Below are 16839 nucleotides of genomic sequence, written 5' to 3'. Positions count from 1 at the left end.
CCTGCATCCGAGCCCCCTCAGGGGCACCTCGAGTTGGTGCTCGAGAACCTCGAGCGTGAGCCCTGCGCGGGCTCCATGTCTCATCTTGAAGCGCACGTCGAGCGAATCTTCGAGTTCCTGGGCGTCGCGGTTCCCGGGGATTTCCGGGTCCCGGTGTATGTCGAGGACGATGTCCCTTGTGGCTTTTACGCGTGCTATCTGCCCGCCACCCGATCGGTCCATGTTCCCGATCTCGACCGCGGTAGTCGCAGGCCCACCGGTGTGATCCGCCACGAACTGGCTCATGCGGTGATCGATCGCGCGTGGGGTCGCAGCGTCCCCTTCTTGACGGAAGGGCTCGCCGAGGCGATGGCCCGATCTACAGCCTGGCCGGTGCTCCCCGAGCCGACGCTCGCCATCGGCGACATGCTGGATGCGACCGGGTTGGCGCTCGATTATCAGGCGGCCGCGCGGTTCGTTCGGTTCTTGATCGACACCCGTGGGCTGGCGGCGTTCGAGCAGTTCTTCCGCTCGACGCAAGAACGATCGCAGACGGCCATCCGAGCCAGCATCGAGGCGGTCTACGGTGAGGACTTCGACTCGCTCGAGAGCGAGTTCCTGGCGGGTCCGGCCTGCCAGTACCAGCTCGACCTGTGCGACGAGCGCGGGGCAGACCGACTCGACGAGGCCTGGCTCGAGGTGTTCGCGGCCTCGTGCCTCGATCCCGACTTTTACGGGAGCGATGGCGCAGACCGGCCGTTGTTCGCCACGCGTCGCACGCTTCGGCTCGACGAGGGAGGCAGCTATCGCCTGCGGCTCGAGGGCGAGTTGGTCGTCTCGCCAGGAGGGATCCCGCGCCTTCCCCAGGTGGCGCTCGTACGTTGCGGCGGCTGCGACCAACAGTTCACGCGGGTGTTCCAACCCGGCGAACACGAGCTCCAGCTCGACGCTGGACTCTACGCCCTGGAGCTCCTGCCGGCAGACACGTCCGTCTTGACCGTCGCCATCGACCGTGTCGACGAAGGCGAATCGCCCCCGTAGACCTCCGGCCCGTGGCCGGTACGAAGTGGTCTCGCTCCCCCGTCGCCGACTCGGCACCCTCTTTTTAGACCTTCGGATCACCTGGCCCGCCGCCGCCGGCCTCGGGGGCGACCGGGCCCGGCTCGAAATAGCGCCGCGGTGGAGCGCTCCACGAAGACCTCTTCGTGATACACCGAAAGGGCAAGAATCGCCGTCGCGACTGGTCTCGCCGGGGACCCACGCGGCATCGACCCTCCCGGACGCGTCCTGAGCGGACCCAAGGGACCTGTGACCGTGACCATGTCCTTCTGCGCCACCCTCGCGTCCTCGTCCGACCTCACCTCCTTGTTCGCGACCCTGAGCGAGGCAGCCGCCGAGGCGCCGACCGCCGTCATCAAGGGCCTCGCACACCACGCGGTGCTGATGCTGCTCGTGCAGATCGCCGTGCTGCTGGCGATGGCGCGCTTCCTCGGCGAGATCATGCGCAAGCTGAAGCAGCCGCCGGTGGTCGGCGAGCTGATGGCGGGCGTCGTGCTCGGCCCCTCGATCCTCGGCGTCGTCTGGCCCGAGGCGCAGCACGCCCTGTTCCCGAAGGACCAGCACCTGGCCGACCTGCTGGCCGCGATCTCGTGGATCGGCGTGCTCTTCCTGCTGATCTGCACCGGCCTCGAGACCGACCTCGGCCTGATCAAGCGGCGGGGCAAGACGGCGCTGATGATCTCGGCCGGCGGCATCCTCGTCCCGTTCGCCACCGGCTTCGCCCTCGGCGAGATGTTGCCGGAGGCCTACCTCGCCAACCCTGACGCGCGGCTGGTGTTCAGCCTGTTCATGGCGGTGGCGATGAGCATCTCGGCGGTGCCAGTGATCGCCAAGGTGCTGATGGACCTCAAGCTGATCCGGCGCGACATCGGTCAGCTGATCCTGGCGGCGGCGATGACCGACGACACGATCGGGTGGATCTTGCTCGCCGTGGTCGCCGGCCTGGCCAAGACCGGCGTGGTCGACGTCGTCACCGCGCTGAAGTCGGTCGGCGGCGCGGTGGTGTTCATGCTGTTCGCCTTCACCCTGGGGGCGCCGCTGATCGCCCGGGTCATGGCCACCGTCGACAAGCGGTTCGGCGGGGCCGGCTCGCAGATGTCGCTGGTGCTGGCGATCGCGTTCGCGACCGCCGCCTTGACCCACGAGATGGGTATCGAGGCCGTGCTGGGCGCCTTCACCGTCGGCATCCTCGCCGGTCAGGCGCCGCGGTTCCGCCACGAGGTCGGGCACACGCTCGAGCTCGTCACGGCCAGCTTCCTCGCCCCGATCTTCTTCGCCTCGGCCGGCGTCAAGGTCGACCTCATGCGCCTCGCCGACCCGGACGTCGCCACCGTCGGCGCGATCGTGCTCGGCATCGCCTGCTTCGGCAAGTTCGTCGGCTGCTACCTCGGCGCCTGGGTCTGCGGGATCTCCCACTGGGAGCGGCTCGCGCTCGGCTCGGGCATGAACGCCCGCGGCGCCATGGAGATCATCGTCGCAACCATCGGCCTCAGCCTCGGCGTGCTCAGCGTCGAGATGTATTCGATCGTCGTCATGGTCGCGATCGCCACCTCGCTGATGGCCCCGCCGCTCCTGCGCTGGACCCTCTCGAAGGTCAAGATGGGCGAGAGCGAGGCCAAGCGGCTCGAGATGGAGGCGCTGGCGGCCAGCAGCTTCATCCGCCAGGTGCGGCGCGTCCTCATGGTCAGCCGCAACGCCCACAGCGTCGACTTGCCGGCGCAGATCCTCGGCTACCTCAGCCACGAGCAGCCGATCGAGGTCACCGCCGTCTACGCCCGCCCGCAGGCCGTGAAGACCCCGTGGTGGCGCGGCCTGGCGCGTCGCGTGCGGCGCTACCACGCCACCGGCGCCAAGGCGCTCGAGCGGATCGGCCGGCCGCTGCGGCTGCTCAAGGGTTCGCGGCCCGAGCTCAAGCTGATCACCGACGCCGACCCGGCCGAGCAGGTGCTGGCCGAGGCCGCGCGCGACTACGAGCTGCTGGTGCTCGGCGAGACCCAGCGCAGCACCGAAGCGCTGTTCGGGCCGGTCGCCGACCGCATCATCCACAAGTCGCCGTGCCCGACCCTGATCGTGCGCGAGCCGGCGCCCAAGATCGCCAAGGGCGAGAAGCCGCCGCTGTACCGCGTGTGGTCGCCGAAGAAGATCCTCGTGCCGACCGTCGGCACCGAGTACAGCAAGAACGCGGTCGAGCTGGCCGCCGTGCTCGCGGTCAGCACCCGGGCCGAGGTCACGATCGTCCACATCTCGCGCACCGGCTCGAACGACGTCGACACCGCGCGGCCGCACGAGATCGGCGCGCAGATCGTCGCTCGCGAGGCCGAGCGGGCCAAGAAGTTCGGCGCCAGCGTCGAGACCGTCGTCATGGAGGGCGCCAGGCCCGAAGAGGACATCGTCCGCGTCGCCGAGCAGGGCGGCTACGACCTCCTGGTCATCGGCAGCAGCCTGCGCGCCGTCTCGGCCCGCGCCTTCTTCGGCCACCGGGTCGAGAACATGCTGAAGAACGCGCCCTGCCCGGTCGTCCTGCTCAGCGCCGGCTGACGCGGCGAGCGCATGAACGAAGGGACATGCCCTGGCGAGCATGTCCCTTGTCTCATGTCCGGAGAGTCGTGCCCTCCCGGACGTGCGCTCACTGCGGGTTGATGATCTTGAGCCGCATGCCGCCGGGGTAGGCGTAGGACGTCACGCCGGTGTAGCCGACGCTGACGATGCCGAACGGCTCGGTGCTCTCGGCGAGGTGGCCGCCCTGGTTGATCTTCCAGTCGGCCACCTCGTAGTCGCCGACGCTGTAGTAGCCGCCGACGGTGACGCCGTCGACCTTGACGTCGGCGCCGCCCTTGACGCGGATGACCTGGACGTAGTCGGCGGTGTAGCCGGTGCCGGTGGCGAACGCGTAGCGGTCGAGGAACTGCTCGACCGGGATCATCTGGTACATCGCGGGGTCGCCGGTGCCGGCGCCGCCGTCCTGGCCCTCGAGGTACTGGACCGGCAGGAACGGCTTGTCGCCCGAGAACATGAAGCTGGTGTTGTTCGGGGTCACCAGGTCCTTGTACTGGCCCTTGTTGAGGGTGAAGGGCGTCCCCGGCTGGACCGGCTCGGTGGTGACCGTGGTGTTGTCCTCACCGGCGAACACGCGCCAGTAGTGCTTCTCGTTGCCGCGCTTGGGCGAGTGGGCGCCGACGTAGGTCTTGCCCCAGTAATCGAGCGGCAGCATCTGCTCCTCGATGTGGTCGCAGTACGTGACCGCGACCGTCGGGATGTTGACGCACTCGACCGCGCCGACCACCCAGATCGGCTTGTCGGCCTCGATGAAGGTGCCCGACACGTCGCTGCCCGTCTGCGGGCCACGGACCTGCAGGGTGTCGAAGCGGTTCATCGCCACCTGCCCGGTCGCCCCGGCGTTGACCGCCGGCACGCCGGCGCCGGCCAGCGTGTTCTGCGGCGGGGTCCACTTGACGGTCGTGCCGTCCTGCAGCGCGATCACGGTGAAGTAGCTGGGGTACTGGTTGTGCGTGTCCTTCCACGAGGCCACGATGTAGTTCTGGCGCAGCGCGTACTCGGGCAGCAGCATCGACGCGTCGTTGGTGGCCTGCTGGCCGAGCGGCGAGTGCAGGTAGGCGATGATCGGGATGTTGCTGTTGACGCGGTAGACCCCGCCCTTGCGCAGCTCGGACTTCTTGTCGAGCGCGGCGTTGTTCATCGTGTACGTGTAGGTCATGCCCGGCGCGAGGTTGATCGGCGCGCCCTGGGGCTGCTCGACGTTGGTCCCGTTCGGCACGAAGTAGAGCTGGACCTGCGCGGTCTTGGTCGGGTGGGTGTTGCCGACGATCAGCGAGTCCGCCTGCCCGTCGTTGAAGTTGTCCATCTTGTGGCCGAGGAACGAGCAGCCGATCGAGCTCGGGCTCGACTGCACGAGGTCGCACAGCTCGGTACAGCCGCCGAAGTCGCACTGCTGGGTCGCGCTGCACGCGACCGGCGGGTCGTAGCCGTCGCCGTTGGCGTTGCAGGTCTTCTCGGCGTCGAGGCCCTCGCACACGACCTGACCCGGGTTGCACAGCATGGAGCCGCACGCGCCGTTCTTGCAGGTCTGACCGTTGACCGGGCACGGCTGCGGCTCGAAGCCCTGACAGTCGTCGCTGCACACGAGGATCTGGTCGCCCTCGCAGCCGTTGAGGTCGCCCGGGTTGCAGACGCACGGTCCGACGGTGGTGTCGGTGTCGCTCGTGGTCGTCGAGGTCGAGGAGACCGGCCCGGTGGTGTCGGTCGTGGTCGTCGTCGAGACGTCGGTGGTGCTCACCGAGCTCGCGTTCGTCGTCGAGGCGTCCGTCGTCGCCTCGCTCGCGCTGGCGGTGCCTGTGCCCTCGGTCGTGCCCACCGAGGTCGTCGGCGTGCCGGTCGTCGAGGTCGGCGTGTCGGTCGTCCCCGGCACCGTCGTCGCCTCCGTCGACCCCGTCACGTTCGTCGCCCCCGACGCGGCCGTCGTCGCGCCGTCGTCACCACACGCCGGCAGCAGCACGGCCGCCGTCACCCCAAGCTTGAACAAGTCTTCCCGCTTCAGCATCAGCCACGTGTGCCACACACGGCCGAGCCGCTCAAACGCAAAGTGCCGGCCACAGCGGCCCGAGCAGCGACGCGCGCGGCGACCGGGGAAGTTGCCGGCCTGCATGTGCGGCCCGTCGGCGCGCTCGTGACCCGTGCGCTCGCTCGCCACTTCCGCGTCTGCGGGTCGACGGCGACATGCGTCGAGGGCTGCACATGTCTCTCGGAGCACATGGCGCACGGGACAGATCGGTGGACCTCGCAGCACGCGGGGCGCGCGCCACGGGGTTTTGTCTGTCCTTCGAGACATCTGGCGGTGCGGCCGGGCCCGGGCGCGAGTTCGTCGCGGGCGCGCAACCAGCCTGTCCTTCGAGTCATCCTCGGGGCACCCAACCCCGCGGGCGCGAGTCCGTCGCGGGCGCGCCGCTTGAGCTCGGCTGTCGCCGGCGCGCGCCGCTTGAGCTCGGCTGTCGCCGAAGACCGGGGCCGCGAAGGTCCTCGCCGACCGGGCACGGCCGAGCTCGTCGCTCGCGTCCCCGGGGCGCGTCCCGCCGCGGCCGCGGTACGCCCTCCGGCGCGGCTGCCCCGGGCGGGACAGCGCGCGCCCGGAGGTGCGTCAGCCCGAGATGCTCTTGCCCGCCACGAGGCCGGCGACCAGCATCACCGCGAAGATCACGATGAAGATGAAGAACAGCACCTGCGCGATGTCGGAGGCGGCATTGGCGACGCCGCCGAAGCCGAAGATCGCAGCGATGATCGAGATGATGAAGAAGACGACGGCCCAACGAAGCATTGTTTTTTCCTCCTGCAATATAAATAGCCGTAAATATCAGCACGGCAACCTCGACCGTCGCAGTTTAATCATTTCAGTATGCACAATCAATCCCTGTCGGTCCATTCGCGCACCTGCCCCGCGCAGCGAGCCCAGCGCCCCGCCGCGGCCGCAGAGGCCTTAAAAAGGACCGCGCCCGCCCCCGATTGCACGAGGGGGCAGGCGCGGCGATTCAGCCGACGACCTCTCGTCGCCGGCGCTTCGTTGCTATGGCAGATGGAGGTCCTCGAGTTTGCGTTGAATCGCCTCCTTTCCGTCGCCGAAGCGCTCCTGAATGATGCCGTACAGCTTGTCGGCCGAGCCCTCTGCCTTGAGGAAATCGTCGTCGGTCAGTTCGCCCCAGATCCGCTTGGCCTTGCCCTTGAGCTGGTCCCACTTCCCTTGCGCCTGATCCTGATTCATCGTTCGCATTTCGTTCTCTTCTCCTGCCTCGATTCTGATCGCTGTTGCCCGCGGGGCGAACTCGATTACGCCCTCGAAACGCCGTTATTTCGGCATCTGCGGACGATCCAGCCGGGCGCGGCTGGCGACGCGGCGAGCGCGCGAGTCACCGCGCGGCCACCGCAATCGCAATTCGCCAATGCACGACCTGTCCTTGCGGGCAGACGGCGCAGCGCCTGCGCGTCGCCGCGGCCTCGCGTTTTCGCGGCCTCAGCGGCCCGTCCCGGCCTTCGCCGTCTGCTTCGTCGGCGTCGGCGTCGGCGCCGGGTCGCGCGGCGGCACCGGGCCGAGCTTGCCCTCCGTGCCGGTGCGGCCGAAGCTGCGGCGCCAGAACAGGTCGAGGCCGCCGACCGCGGCGTCGCCGAAGAACGTCTCCACCGACCACCGCGGCTTGAAGCGGTACTCGACCGAGCCCTCGATGCGGTTGGTCCGCGCCGGCGCGTTGTGGTGATAGGTCGTCTCGGCGTAGATCTTCTTCGTCAGGTGCTTGCCGACGCTGAGCACCGGCTGCGTCACGTCGTCGGCGAAGCCGAACTTGATGCGGTCGATGCCGAGCTTCTGGTCGGCGAAGCGCGACAGCGTCGGGTTGCTGAAGTTGACGAGCAGGCCGGCGGCGCTGGCCTGCGTCTTCTTCGGGTCGCTCTCCTGCGTGTCGGCGGTGCCGGTGAGCAGCAGCGCGAAGATCTGCCCCTCGGCCAGCGACGGGCGCGAGCGCAGCTTCAGCTCGGGCCGGCTGAGGCGGCCGCGGATCGCCACCGTGACCTCGGCCTGCGGCGTGGTCGTGTCGGCGGTCAGGTCGAGGTACGGGTCGACCGTCGAGGCGTCCTCGGGCAGGAACACGCGGCCCTGGTCGATGGTGAAGCGGTTGCCGAGCAGCTCGAAGCGGCCGCGGTCCGAGCGGAACCCGCCGGTCACCTCGGCCTCCTCGCCCTTGCGGTGCAGCGCCAGCGCGCCGCTCCAGTTCATGTCCATCGACGGCCCCTTGATGTGGACCGGCGCCTTCAGCCGCACCTCGAGGTCGAGCTGGCTGCGCTCGATCTCCGTCGAGGGCGGGGCCTTCGTCGGCGGGAGCGTCCGCTCCTCGGCGAGCACCACCGGCGGCTCCCTGTCGCTGGCCGCCGCGGCCTGGCTGCCGACGGCCGCCTGCAGCTTCGGCAGCGGCCCGGTGACGATCTTGACGTGCTCGTTCTCGGGCAGCGGGTCGGGGGCGCGCGTGGTCAGATCCGACACCCACACCTCGGCGCCGTGGACGTCGATCGCCACGCCGAGCCCGGCCGGGCTGCGCTTGACGCCGGCGCGCACGCGGGTGTCGACGATCATCTGCGGCAGGCCCGGGCGGACCACGGGGAACTTGCTCAGGCTGAGCTCGGCTTCGGCGTCGAGCTTGCCGCCGCTGGCGAAGGTCACCCCGCCGGAGCCCTTGAGCCGGCCCTCGCCGCTGGTGGCCGTGAGGCTGGCGAGCTTGACCTCGGGCCCGTCGGCCACGACCTCGAAGTTCAGGTCGCGGAACCGCTGCTGCAGCGCGACCACCGTCACGCCGCCCTTCTGCAGCCGCGCCGTCCCGCGCAGCTTCGGCTTGCCGAGCACGCCGCCGGCGGTGATCTCGCTGGTGAAGAAGCCGGTGAAGTCGTAGATCGCCTCGGGGAAGAAGCCGCTGAGGTAGCGGAGGTCGGTCGCGCGCGCCTTGAGCTCGCCGCGCAGCGGCGCATCGGTCAGTTTGGCCTGCTTGGCCCGGATCGCGGGGATCGACGCGGAGGTGTCGACCGCGAACGTCAGCGAGCCCTTCTCGGTGCGTCGGCCGAAGCTGCCGCGCAGCGCCTGCTTGGCGTCGTCGACGTCGAGCTGGACCTTGATCGGCAGCCCGCCGAGCACCTTGTGGCCCATCTCGCCGCTCACCAGCGCCTTGCCGCGCACGTGCTCGGCGTCGACCTCGGCGTGCGCGTGGACGTTCAGGGCCACCAGCGCCTGCTGCGGCAGCGGGCTGAACGGCTCGAGCGCGTCCTGGTCGAGCTTGTGGATGTCGAGGTCGATCTTGCCCGGCCGCTCGGTCGCCCACGCGAACTCGCCCGAGCGGAGGTCGACGTCGAGCGGCACCTGGCCCCCGAGCTCGAGGGTCGTCCTCTTGCCGAACCGACCGTGCCCGGCGACCTTCGCCAGCCCGTCGCGGAACTCGAGCTCGGCCCGCATGGCGCCGACCGGCTGGCCCTTGAACGACAACCTGTCCGCACGGACAGCTCCGCGCAGCTTCGGGTGGCGGCCCGCGCCGTCGAAGGTGATCCCGCCGGTGATGCGCCCGCCGAGGTTGAGGCCGAGCAGCGGCTCGAGCGGCGCCAGCTCGAGCTCGCGGAGGTCGAGCGTCAGCGCGTACCAGCCGTCGCGACGCCAGCGCACGCCCGAGTCGTCGAGCGCGACCGGGGCCAGCGCGCGGACCTGGAACCGCCCGATCTGGCCGCCGCCGCCCGACAGGTCGACCGCGGTCCCGCCGTCGCGCATGGTCGCCTGCAGCGACAGCGAGCCGAGCGCGATCCGGCGGTGCATCAGGCCCTCGCCGCGCAGCTCGGCCTGCAGCTCGGGCTTGGACACCGGGCCGGTCATCTCGGCCCGCAGCGTCAGCTTGCCGGCGGCGTCGTGACCCGGGGCGAGCGAGTCGAGCTGGTCGGCGACGTCGATGTCGTCGAGCTGCACCAGGACCCGGTGCTGGCGCTCGCGGTGCCACGCGAAGTGCCCGCGCAGCGGGTCGAGCTCGATCGGCACCTGCACGTGCACCTGCGCCCGCCCGCCGCTGCGGTGGAGGTCGACGTCGCCCTGCAACCACTCGCCGCGGTGGGTGACGCTGACCATCACGTCGCCGACCGGCGCGCCGGCGATCACGAGGTCCTCCGCGCGCCACTCGGTCACCACCCGCGGCGACGCCAGCGGCCCTTCGCTGGTGTGAGCCTCGAACAACACCATCCCGTCGACCTTGCCGGCGATCTCCGGCCGCTTCACCCACGGCTGCAGCCGGTCCAGCCGGAGATCCTGGGCCCGCAGCTCGACCTTGGTGTACGCCTGGCCGATCGACCCTGTCCGTTGCGACATGTTCACATGGACCGGCGCCTCGGCGCGCAGCTCGAGCTCGCGGGCCAGCGGCCCGCGCAGGGCGGCGTCGACCTCGGCGCGGCCGTCGGCGAGGCGGGCCGCGACGGCGAGGTCGCCGAAGCGGCCGCCCTTGAGGCCGGCGCCGGCGATCCGCACGTCCGCCGCGATCGACGGCGCCTCCGGCCGCCCGTGGACGCGCACGTGGGCCGAAGCGAGCCCGGCCGGGCGCAGCTTCGGCACCAGCGGCCGCAGCCGCGCCAGCGCCAGCCCGGTGAGGTCGATTTTCAGGTCACTGGGCCCGTCGGCGTCGACCACGCCGGCCGCCGCGAGACGCCCGCCGGCGATCTGCAGCGCCAGGTCCTCGACCTGCAGCTTCGTGCCCGACAGCACCGCCCGCGCCGGCTGCTCGAGCTCGGCGTGGAAGCCGGCGAGCTCGGCCTTGAGCATGTCGAGGTCCGCCCGAAGCTCCTGACCTGTCCGCACGGACACGTCGAGCTCGACCCGCGCGCCCGGCCCGAGCGCCCCGGCCCGCACCCGCGCGAGCAGCGGCGGCAGCGCGGCCGGCACCGGCGGCGCAACCGGCCCCGGCGCCAGCTTCTCGACGTCGACCCGGACCTCGCCGCGCTCGACGGTCTGCCCGCCGGCCCGCAGCGCCTCGACCGCGACCGCGACTGTCCCTCCGGACATGCCCTGAAGAACATCCAGATCGACCCGCGCCTGCTCGATTGCCACGCCCGGCGCGTCGACCCGACGCAGCTCGAGCGCGCCGGCGCAGCGCAGATCGGGGCCGACGCAGGTCCCGCGGCCCGTCAGCGTCCCGTCCAGCTCCGGCACCCTGGCGAACTGGCGCCCGACCGCAGCCGCGCGGGCCACGTCGACCACCGCCAGCCGCCAGTCGATCTCGCGCAGCGCCCCGCCGACGGCCGTCACGTCGACCAGCGCCCCGATCCCGGCCGCGTCCAGAGCTGCCTCGAGGGACAGGTTCTTGCCGGCCGGGTCGATCACCCCGTCGACGTCGAGCGAGACCCCGCCGAGCCGCTCGCACTCCGGGCAGCCCAGCCCGCCGGCCAGCGCCAGCCGCTCGCTCGGCATCTGCCGCGCGTGCAGCTCGAGCGTCGGCCGCACCCGCCCGAGCCGCGCCTGCGTCCACGGCGCCAGATCGACGTCGGCCGCCACGGTGATGTCGGCCTCCGGCGTCCCGCGCCACGCCCCCGCGCCCGCCAGCCGCAGCGCCAGGTTCGGCGCCAGCGCCAGCCGGACCTCGGCCGACATGTCCTCGGGGACACCTTCGGCCGCGACCGCCAGCTCGAGCGTGCCCGCCGGGGTCTTCAACTTCTCGAGCGAGCCCGGCGGCAGGTACTCGGCCAGGAGCCCCAGCGCCGCGCGGGCCTCGACGTCGACGATCATCCGCCACGAGCGCACGTCGAGCTGGGCCTCGGGGATCTCGAGCGACGCCGCGTCGGCCACCACCCGCAGCCCCTCGACCGCCGCCACCGGCGAGCCCCAGCGCGCGCGCAGCGCCAGCTCCTCGATCTCGCGGCTGCCCAGCAGGCGCCCGCGGCCCGCCAGCACCTCCGCCTCGGCCGCGCGCCCGATCCCCCGCGCGCGCAGGTCGAGGTCGACCGCCTCGACGATCGGCGCCCCGTCGGCGAAGTAGACCGCGGCGTCGCGCAGGTGCAGGGCCGCGGCGATGCCGAGCGGCAGGTTCGGACCTGGCGGTTCGGACATGTCCTTCGGGGTATCGTCGCCGGGCGGCGCGATGTCGGCGAAGCTGCCGCCGAGTCCGGGGAGGTAGACGCGCGGGCGCTCGAGCAGCAGCGAGTCGACCGCGAGGTCGCGGCCGAGCAGCGCGAGCGGCGACCAGTCGACCGCGATCGCGTCGGCCGTGATCAGCGCGCGGCCCTCGCGGTCGGACAGCGTCACCCCGCGCAGGGTGAACGAGCCCAGCAGCGAGCCCTCGGCCGCCTCGATCGCCACGCTGCCGGCGATCTTGTCGTTGTAGATCGGCAGCCCGACCCGCAGGGCGAGGCGCAGACCGACGTTGGTGGTCAGGATCACCACGACCGCCCCGACCACGATCGACAGGAAGATCGCGAGCCCCTTGAGCGTCGTGCGTGCGATCTTCCCGATCCTCGTCATCGCGTCCCCGCAGCTCGTCCTTGTTAGAATGCTTCACCGAGCCCGAAGTGCACGGCCCAGATCTTCTGGCCCCGCGCGTACTCGGTCTCGTTGAGGCGGAAGCCCACGTCCAGGCGGAACATGCCGATCGGCGTGTCGAGGCGGACACCGGGCCCAGCCGAGTAGTTGAATTGATTCAGCGCGAATTCGTTGATCCCGGCGCGCACATCGCCGCCGTCGGCGAAGGCGACGAAGCTCAGCATCTTGGTCGCCCGCACCCGCGCCTCGATGTTGGCGAGGATCATCGTGTTGCCGCCGACCGGGATGCCGCGACAATCCGCCTCGCCCGGCATGCAGCCGTCGGGGAACACCTGCGGCGACAGCCGCCGCAGGCCCCAGCCGCGCACGGTGTCGGCGCCGCCGAGGTAGAAGCGCATGTCGATCGGCGCGCCGCCCTTGGCGCCGTACGGCACGATCCACCCCATCTCGAAGCGGCCGGCGAAGGTGACCCGCCAGTGCGGCGTCCAGTACAGGCGGACGCTCGGGCGCACGCGGTGGGCGCTGAAGTCGCCGCCCAGGCCCATGATGTCGTAGACGACCCCGAGGATCGCGCCGTTCTGCGGCCGCAGCACCGAGTCGGTGAGGTAGATGCGCAGCGACGGCTCGAGGTAGCTGAGCGTGTACGGGTCGCGGAAGTCGAGGCCGAGGATCGAGTCCTGCCCCTGCAGGGTCGGCGACACGTTGAAGAAGTCGACGAAGCGGAAGTTGTAGGCCAGCTCGGCCTCGACGAAGCGGCTGAAGAAGCGCGACAGGCCGGCCCGCATGGTCGGGCTGTAGAACTGGTAGCCCTCCCAGATCCCCAGCTCGAACGCCGGCGACAGCGACGCCACCGTGCGCTTCTCGATCAGCCCCTTCTGCCGCAGCGTCGGCTCGAGCTTGACGATCGGCCCGTGCTCCTGCGGGTTGAACATGCTCGGCAGCTCGGCGTAGCCGGCGCGGGCGCGCAGGTCGAAGCGGGTCAGGTTCTTGAACAGGTTCTTGTGGGTGTAGAGCAGGCTGCCGCGCTGCTCCCAGCGGACGGGGTCGAGGCCGAAGCCGGCGCCGAGCTTGATCGACTGCGGCTTGGCCGGGCGCGCCTTGACCACCAGGTCGATCGTCCCCGGCTTCGTCTTCGACGGCTGCTCGTCGATCGTGACGGTGTCGAACACCTCGAGCCCGTAGGTCGCCGCCTCGACCTTCTTGACCAGCTTCGGCGAGTACGTCTTGCCGGGCGCGTAGTCGACCTCGTTGGCGACGTAGCGCTCGGGCACGTCGCCGAGGCCCTCGAAGCGGATCTCGCCGATCTTGTAGTACGGGCCCGGGCGGATCTCGAAGCGCACGACGGCGCCGACGCCCGGCGTCACCTCCGCCGCCTCGCGCACCTCCGCCTCGGCGTAGCCGGCGTCGCGCAGCGTCTCGAGCAATTGCTCGACCGAGCGGTTCAGCTTCGGCACCTCGAACGCGCGCTCCAGCTCGAGCGCGATCCTTTTGCGCAGCGCGGCCTCGCCGACCCTCGGGTCGCCGACGTCCATGCCGGGGCGCCCGGCCGGGAACGTCAGCTCGATCTTCTTGACCACGGTCGGCTCGCCCTCGCGGACGACCACCTTGATCGTCGCCTTGCCCGGCCTGCGCTCGCCGGGCGTGCGGGTGAACAGGCGCACGCGCCCGGCCTTCACCGTCGGCGTGATCGACACCACCTCGGCGTCGTAGTAGCCGTGGGCCTTGTAGACCTCGACGATCCGCTTGGCGTCGACCGGGATGTTGGCCGGCAGGAACGCGTAGCGGTCCTTCCACGGCAGGATCGACGTCTCGCCCATGTGCAGGTACCCCAGCAGCTCGTCCTCTTTGAACCGCTTGACCCCGACGAACTGGACATCCTTGATATAGGCGTCGGACCCTCGAACATCGTCGAGCTTGCTCGAGCAGCCGACGAGGACCGCGAGCACGAGTCCGAAGAGACATGTCCACAATGGGCGCACGACGCGCGAACTATGATCCCGACCGGCCTCAGGGGCCACGCGCGCGCCTGCAAGATTCCCCGCGCGGGCGGTGCTCCAGCCGTTTTCGGCCCATCTCACCGCGACGCCGCGCAAACTCCGCGAGCGAACGACCCCGCGCCGGTTCAATCATGACATGCCTGCAACGACATGCCCTTTCAGACATGTGCTCGCAGACGTCCAGCCACGCCCGGCTCCGCCCGTCGCTGGCCGTGCCCGGCGATCCGGATCAAGATCGCCGGACAAGCCCGGAGTCGACCCCATGCGGACACTGCGCAAGATCTTCCTGTTGCTCAAGGACGCCGCGCTCGAGTTCACGCGGGAGGACCCGTTCACGCAGGCGGGCGCGCTGTCCTACTACACGATGCTGTCGCTGGCGCCGTTCCTGCTGCTGCTCGTGGCGGTCGTCGGCCTGATCTACGGCGAGGAGGCCGCGCGCGGCGAGGTCGTCGACCGGCTGGCGCACCTCATCGGCGGAGAGGCCGCCGGCCTGGCGCAAGACATCCTCGCCCACGCGCACAAGGCCGGCGGCGGGTTGCTGTCCGCCGTCATCAGCGGCGTCGTCATGTTGGTCGGCGCGACCACGGCCTTCGGGCAGTTGCAGTCGGCGCTCGATCACATCTGGAGCGCCACCCCGAGCCAGGCCGGCTGGCGCAACACCTTGCGCGGGCGGCTTCTGGGCCTCGTCCTCATCCTCGCCCTCGGCGCCGCGGTCGTCGCCCTGCTGGTGGCCGGCTCGATCGTCTCGGGCCTGTCGGCGCTGCCCGGCTTCGAAGGTCTCGGGTGGTTCTGGCGGCTCGTCGACCTCGGCGTGTCGCTGACGGTGATGACCGGCCTGTTCGCGCTGCTGTTCAAGCTGTTGCCGAACGCCGAGGTCCGCTGGCGCGAGGTGGCGATCGGCGCCGCCACCACCTCGCTGCTGTTCACCGTCGGTCAGTGGGCGATCGGCGTCTACCTCGGCCGCGCCGCCGTCGGCTCGGCCTACGGCGCGGCCGGCTCGGTGGTGGTGCTGATGGCGTGGGTCTACTACTCGTCGCTCATCGTGCTGTTCGGCGCCGAGATCACCCAGGTCCACGCGCGGCGCTCCGGTCGCGCGATCGTCTCGCGGGGGCAGCAGGAGGTGCGCCAGGTCCCGGCCGGGGCCGTGACCTCGCATTCGTGACCGCGGTAGCGTCGGCCGGCGGCGGCGACTATGCTGCCGAGCCACGCCATGGCGCACGACACGCTCCTCGTCTGCGACGATCGCATGCTCGGCCACGAGCAGAGCCCTCTCCACCCCGAGAGCCCGGCGCGGCTGCGGGCGATCTGCGACAAGCTGCGCGACCAGCCGATCGCCGGCACCCGCTGGCTGTCGGCCCCCCCGGCCACGCGCGAGCAGGTCCTCCGCGTGCATCACCCGATCTACGTCGACGCCGTCGACAGCGCCCGCGGCGTCGCCTTCGACCTCGACCCCGACGTCCTGCTCGGCCCCGGCAGCGTCGACGCCGCCTACCTGGCCGCAGGGGCAGGTATCGCCGCCGTCGAGGCCGTGGTCGGCGGGGCCGCCCGCCGCGCCTTCGCCCTCGTGCGCCCGCCGGGGCACCACGCGGAGCACAGCATGGCCATGGGCTTCTGCGTGTTCAGCAACATCGCCGCCGCCGCCGAGCACGCCCGCGTCGCGCTCGGGCTGTCGCGCGTGCTGGTGATCGACTGGGACGTCCACCACGGCAACGGCACCCAGCACCTGTTCGAGGACCGGCGCGACGTGCTGGTGTTCAACACCCATCAGTCGCCGCACTACCCGGGCACCGGCGCGGCCGGGGAGGTCGGCAACGGCGACGGCCGCGGCTTCACCGTCAACGTCCCGCTGCCGGGCGGCCTCGGCGACGGCGACTACGCGGCCATCTATCGCGACCTCCTGACCCCGATCGCCGAGCAGTTCGCCCCCGAGCTGATCCTCGTGTCGGCCGGCTTCGACCCGCACCGCGACGACCCCCTCGGCGACATGCAGGTCACCGCCGACGGCTTCGCCCACCTCTGCGGCGTGGTCTGCGACCTCGCCGACCGCCTCGCGAACGGCCGCGTCGTCCTCCTGCTCGAGGGGGGCTACGATCTCCGCGGCCTGGCCGACAGCGTCCACGCCTGCACCGCCGTGCTGGCCGGCAGCACCCCGCCCGGCGGTCGCCCCGCCAGCCCCGGCGGCGAGGCGGCCGTCCGCCGCGCCCGCGCGGCCCAGGCCCCGTACTGGCGCTTCTAGCCGGCCGCCCCGGCGCCCGTGAGCTCGCCCAGCTCGGCGCGCGCGCCGGCTTCCGTTACTCTCCGCCTCCGCCGCCGAGCCATGGACATTTTTAAACAGTTCCGCTTCGAGGCCGCCCACCGCCTCCCGAACGTCCCCGCGAATCACAAGTGCGCGCGGCTGCACGGCCACTCGTTCATGGTCGAGATCCACGTGACCGGCCCGGTCGGCGAGACGAGCGGCTGGGTCGTCGACTTCGCCGACATCGCCGCCGCCTGGCAGCCGCTGCACGCGCTGCTCGACCACAATTATCTCAACGAGGTCGAGGGCCTCGAGAACCCGACCAGCGAGCTGTTGGCCCGGTGGATCTGGCGCCGCATGCTCCCCGCCCTGCCCGGCCTGTCGCAGGTCGTGATCCGCGAGACCTGCACCTCCGGCTGCATCTACCGCGGCGAAGACGAGCGCTGAGTCTTTTTTCACAACGAGGCGCCCCGTGCGGCTCGATGCGGCCGCGGGCTGCGAGCTGAGGGGGCCGTGGCGACGAT

Annotated in this window: 10 protein-coding genes; 5 read left to right on the top strand and 5 right to left on the bottom strand. The window is 71.0% G+C overall.

Annotated elements, in window-relative coordinates; genetic code table 11:
- Nucleotides 1–36: 36 nt before the first annotated feature.
- Both NAEX_RS22395 and NAEX_RS22390 read left to right on the top strand, forming a co-directional pair.
- Complete coding sequence (locus NAEX_RS22395; protein ID WP_143140238.1) at nt 37–1020, top strand: hypothetical protein; 984 nt, start codon at nt 37–39, stop codon at nt 1018–1020.
- A 279-nt stretch (nt 1021–1299) separates the two neighbouring features.
- A complete protein-coding gene (locus NAEX_RS22390; RefSeq protein ID WP_096333703.1) occupies nt 1300–3576 on the top strand; it encodes a cation:proton antiporter domain-containing protein in 2277 nt (758 codons plus the stop codon).
- A gap of 88 nt (nt 3577–3664) precedes the next feature.
- On the opposite strand, the gene NAEX_RS22385 is transcribed toward NAEX_RS22390, so the two are convergent.
- The 5 genes from NAEX_RS22385 to NAEX_RS22365 all read right to left on the bottom strand — a co-directional run bounded on the left by NAEX_RS22385 (nt 3665) and on the right by NAEX_RS22365 (nt 14061).
- Nucleotides 3665–5596, bottom strand: a complete 1932-nt coding sequence (locus tag NAEX_RS22385) for an IgGFc-binding protein (RefSeq protein WP_143140237.1) — start codon at nt 5594–5596, stop codon at nt 3665–3667.
- Nucleotides 5597–6190: 594 nt separating this feature from the next.
- Nucleotides 6191–6367, bottom strand: a complete 177-nt coding sequence (locus NAEX_RS22380) for a DUF1328 domain-containing protein (protein WP_096329508.1) — start codon at nt 6365–6367, stop codon at nt 6191–6193.
- Nucleotides 6368–6613: 246 nt separating this feature from the next.
- Complete coding sequence (locus NAEX_RS22375) at nt 6614–6808, bottom strand: CsbD family protein (protein WP_096329507.1); 195 nt, start codon at nt 6806–6808, stop codon at nt 6614–6616.
- A 249-nt stretch (nt 6809–7057) separates the two neighbouring features.
- A complete protein-coding gene (locus tag NAEX_RS22370; protein ID WP_096329506.1) occupies nt 7058–12064 on the bottom strand; it encodes a translocation/assembly module TamB domain-containing protein in 5007 nt (1668 codons plus the stop codon).
- A 23-nt stretch (nt 12065–12087) separates the two neighbouring features.
- Nucleotides 12088–14061 (bottom strand): BamA/OMP85 family outer membrane protein, encoded by a 1974-nt coding sequence (locus tag NAEX_RS22365; RefSeq protein WP_170135917.1) that lies wholly within the window; start codon nt 14059–14061, stop codon nt 12088–12090.
- A gap of 280 nt (nt 14062–14341) precedes the next feature.
- Between NAEX_RS22365 and NAEX_RS22360 the strand changes: the two genes are divergently transcribed.
- From NAEX_RS22360 to queD, 3 genes are all read left to right on the top strand, one after another.
- Nucleotides 14342–15241: a YihY/virulence factor BrkB family protein gene (locus NAEX_RS22360; protein WP_170135916.1), complete on the top strand. Its 900-nt coding sequence runs from the start codon at nt 14342–14344 to the stop codon at nt 15239–15241.
- 48 nt (nt 15242–15289) lie between these two features.
- Nucleotides 15290–16315, top strand: coding sequence for a histone deacetylase family protein (locus NAEX_RS22355; RefSeq protein WP_096333702.1), 1026 nt, complete (start codon nt 15290–15292; stop codon nt 16313–16315).
- A gap of 81 nt (nt 16316–16396) precedes the next feature.
- Complete coding sequence (gene queD, locus NAEX_RS22350; protein WP_096329503.1) at nt 16397–16762, top strand: 6-carboxytetrahydropterin synthase QueD; 366 nt, start codon at nt 16397–16399, stop codon at nt 16760–16762.
- The last annotated feature ends 77 nt before the right edge of the window (nt 16763–16839 follow it).

The organism is Nannocystis exedens, from assembly GCF_002343915.1.
Classification (GTDB): domain Bacteria; phylum Myxococcota_A; class Polyangia; order Nannocystales; family Nannocystaceae; genus Nannocystis; species Nannocystis exedens.
Note: the sequence above shows the minus strand (reverse complement) of the source record. Positions and strands in the feature narration are given on the sequence as shown.

Excerpts from the sequence above, each read along its gene's own strand:
- NAEX_RS22390 (WP_096333703.1), top strand. The coding sequence starts at position 1,300 with ATGTCCTTCTGCGCCACCCTCGCGTCCTCGTCCGACCTCACCTCCTTG.
- NAEX_RS22385 (WP_143140237.1), bottom strand. The coding sequence starts at position 5,596 with ATGCTGAAGCGGGAAGACTTGTTCAAGCTTGGGGTGACGGCGGCCGTG.
- NAEX_RS22380 (WP_096329508.1), bottom strand. The coding sequence starts at position 6,367 with ATGCTTCGTTGGGCCGTCGTCTTCTTCATCATCTCGATCATCGCTGCG.
- NAEX_RS22375 (WP_096329507.1), bottom strand. The coding sequence starts at position 6,808 with ATGAATCAGGATCAGGCGCAAGGGAAGTGGGACCAGCTCAAGGGCAAG.
- NAEX_RS22370 (WP_096329506.1), bottom strand. The coding sequence starts at position 12,064 with ATGACGAGGATCGGGAAGATCGCACGCACGACGCTCAAGGGGCTCGCG.
- NAEX_RS22360 (WP_170135916.1), top strand. The coding sequence starts at position 14,342 with ATGCGGACACTGCGCAAGATCTTCCTGTTGCTCAAGGACGCCGCGCTC.
- NAEX_RS22355 (WP_096333702.1), top strand. The coding sequence starts at position 15,290 with ATGGCGCACGACACGCTCCTCGTCTGCGACGATCGCATGCTCGGCCAC.
- queD (WP_096329503.1), top strand. The coding sequence starts at position 16,397 with ATGGACATTTTTAAACAGTTCCGCTTCGAGGCCGCCCACCGCCTCCCG.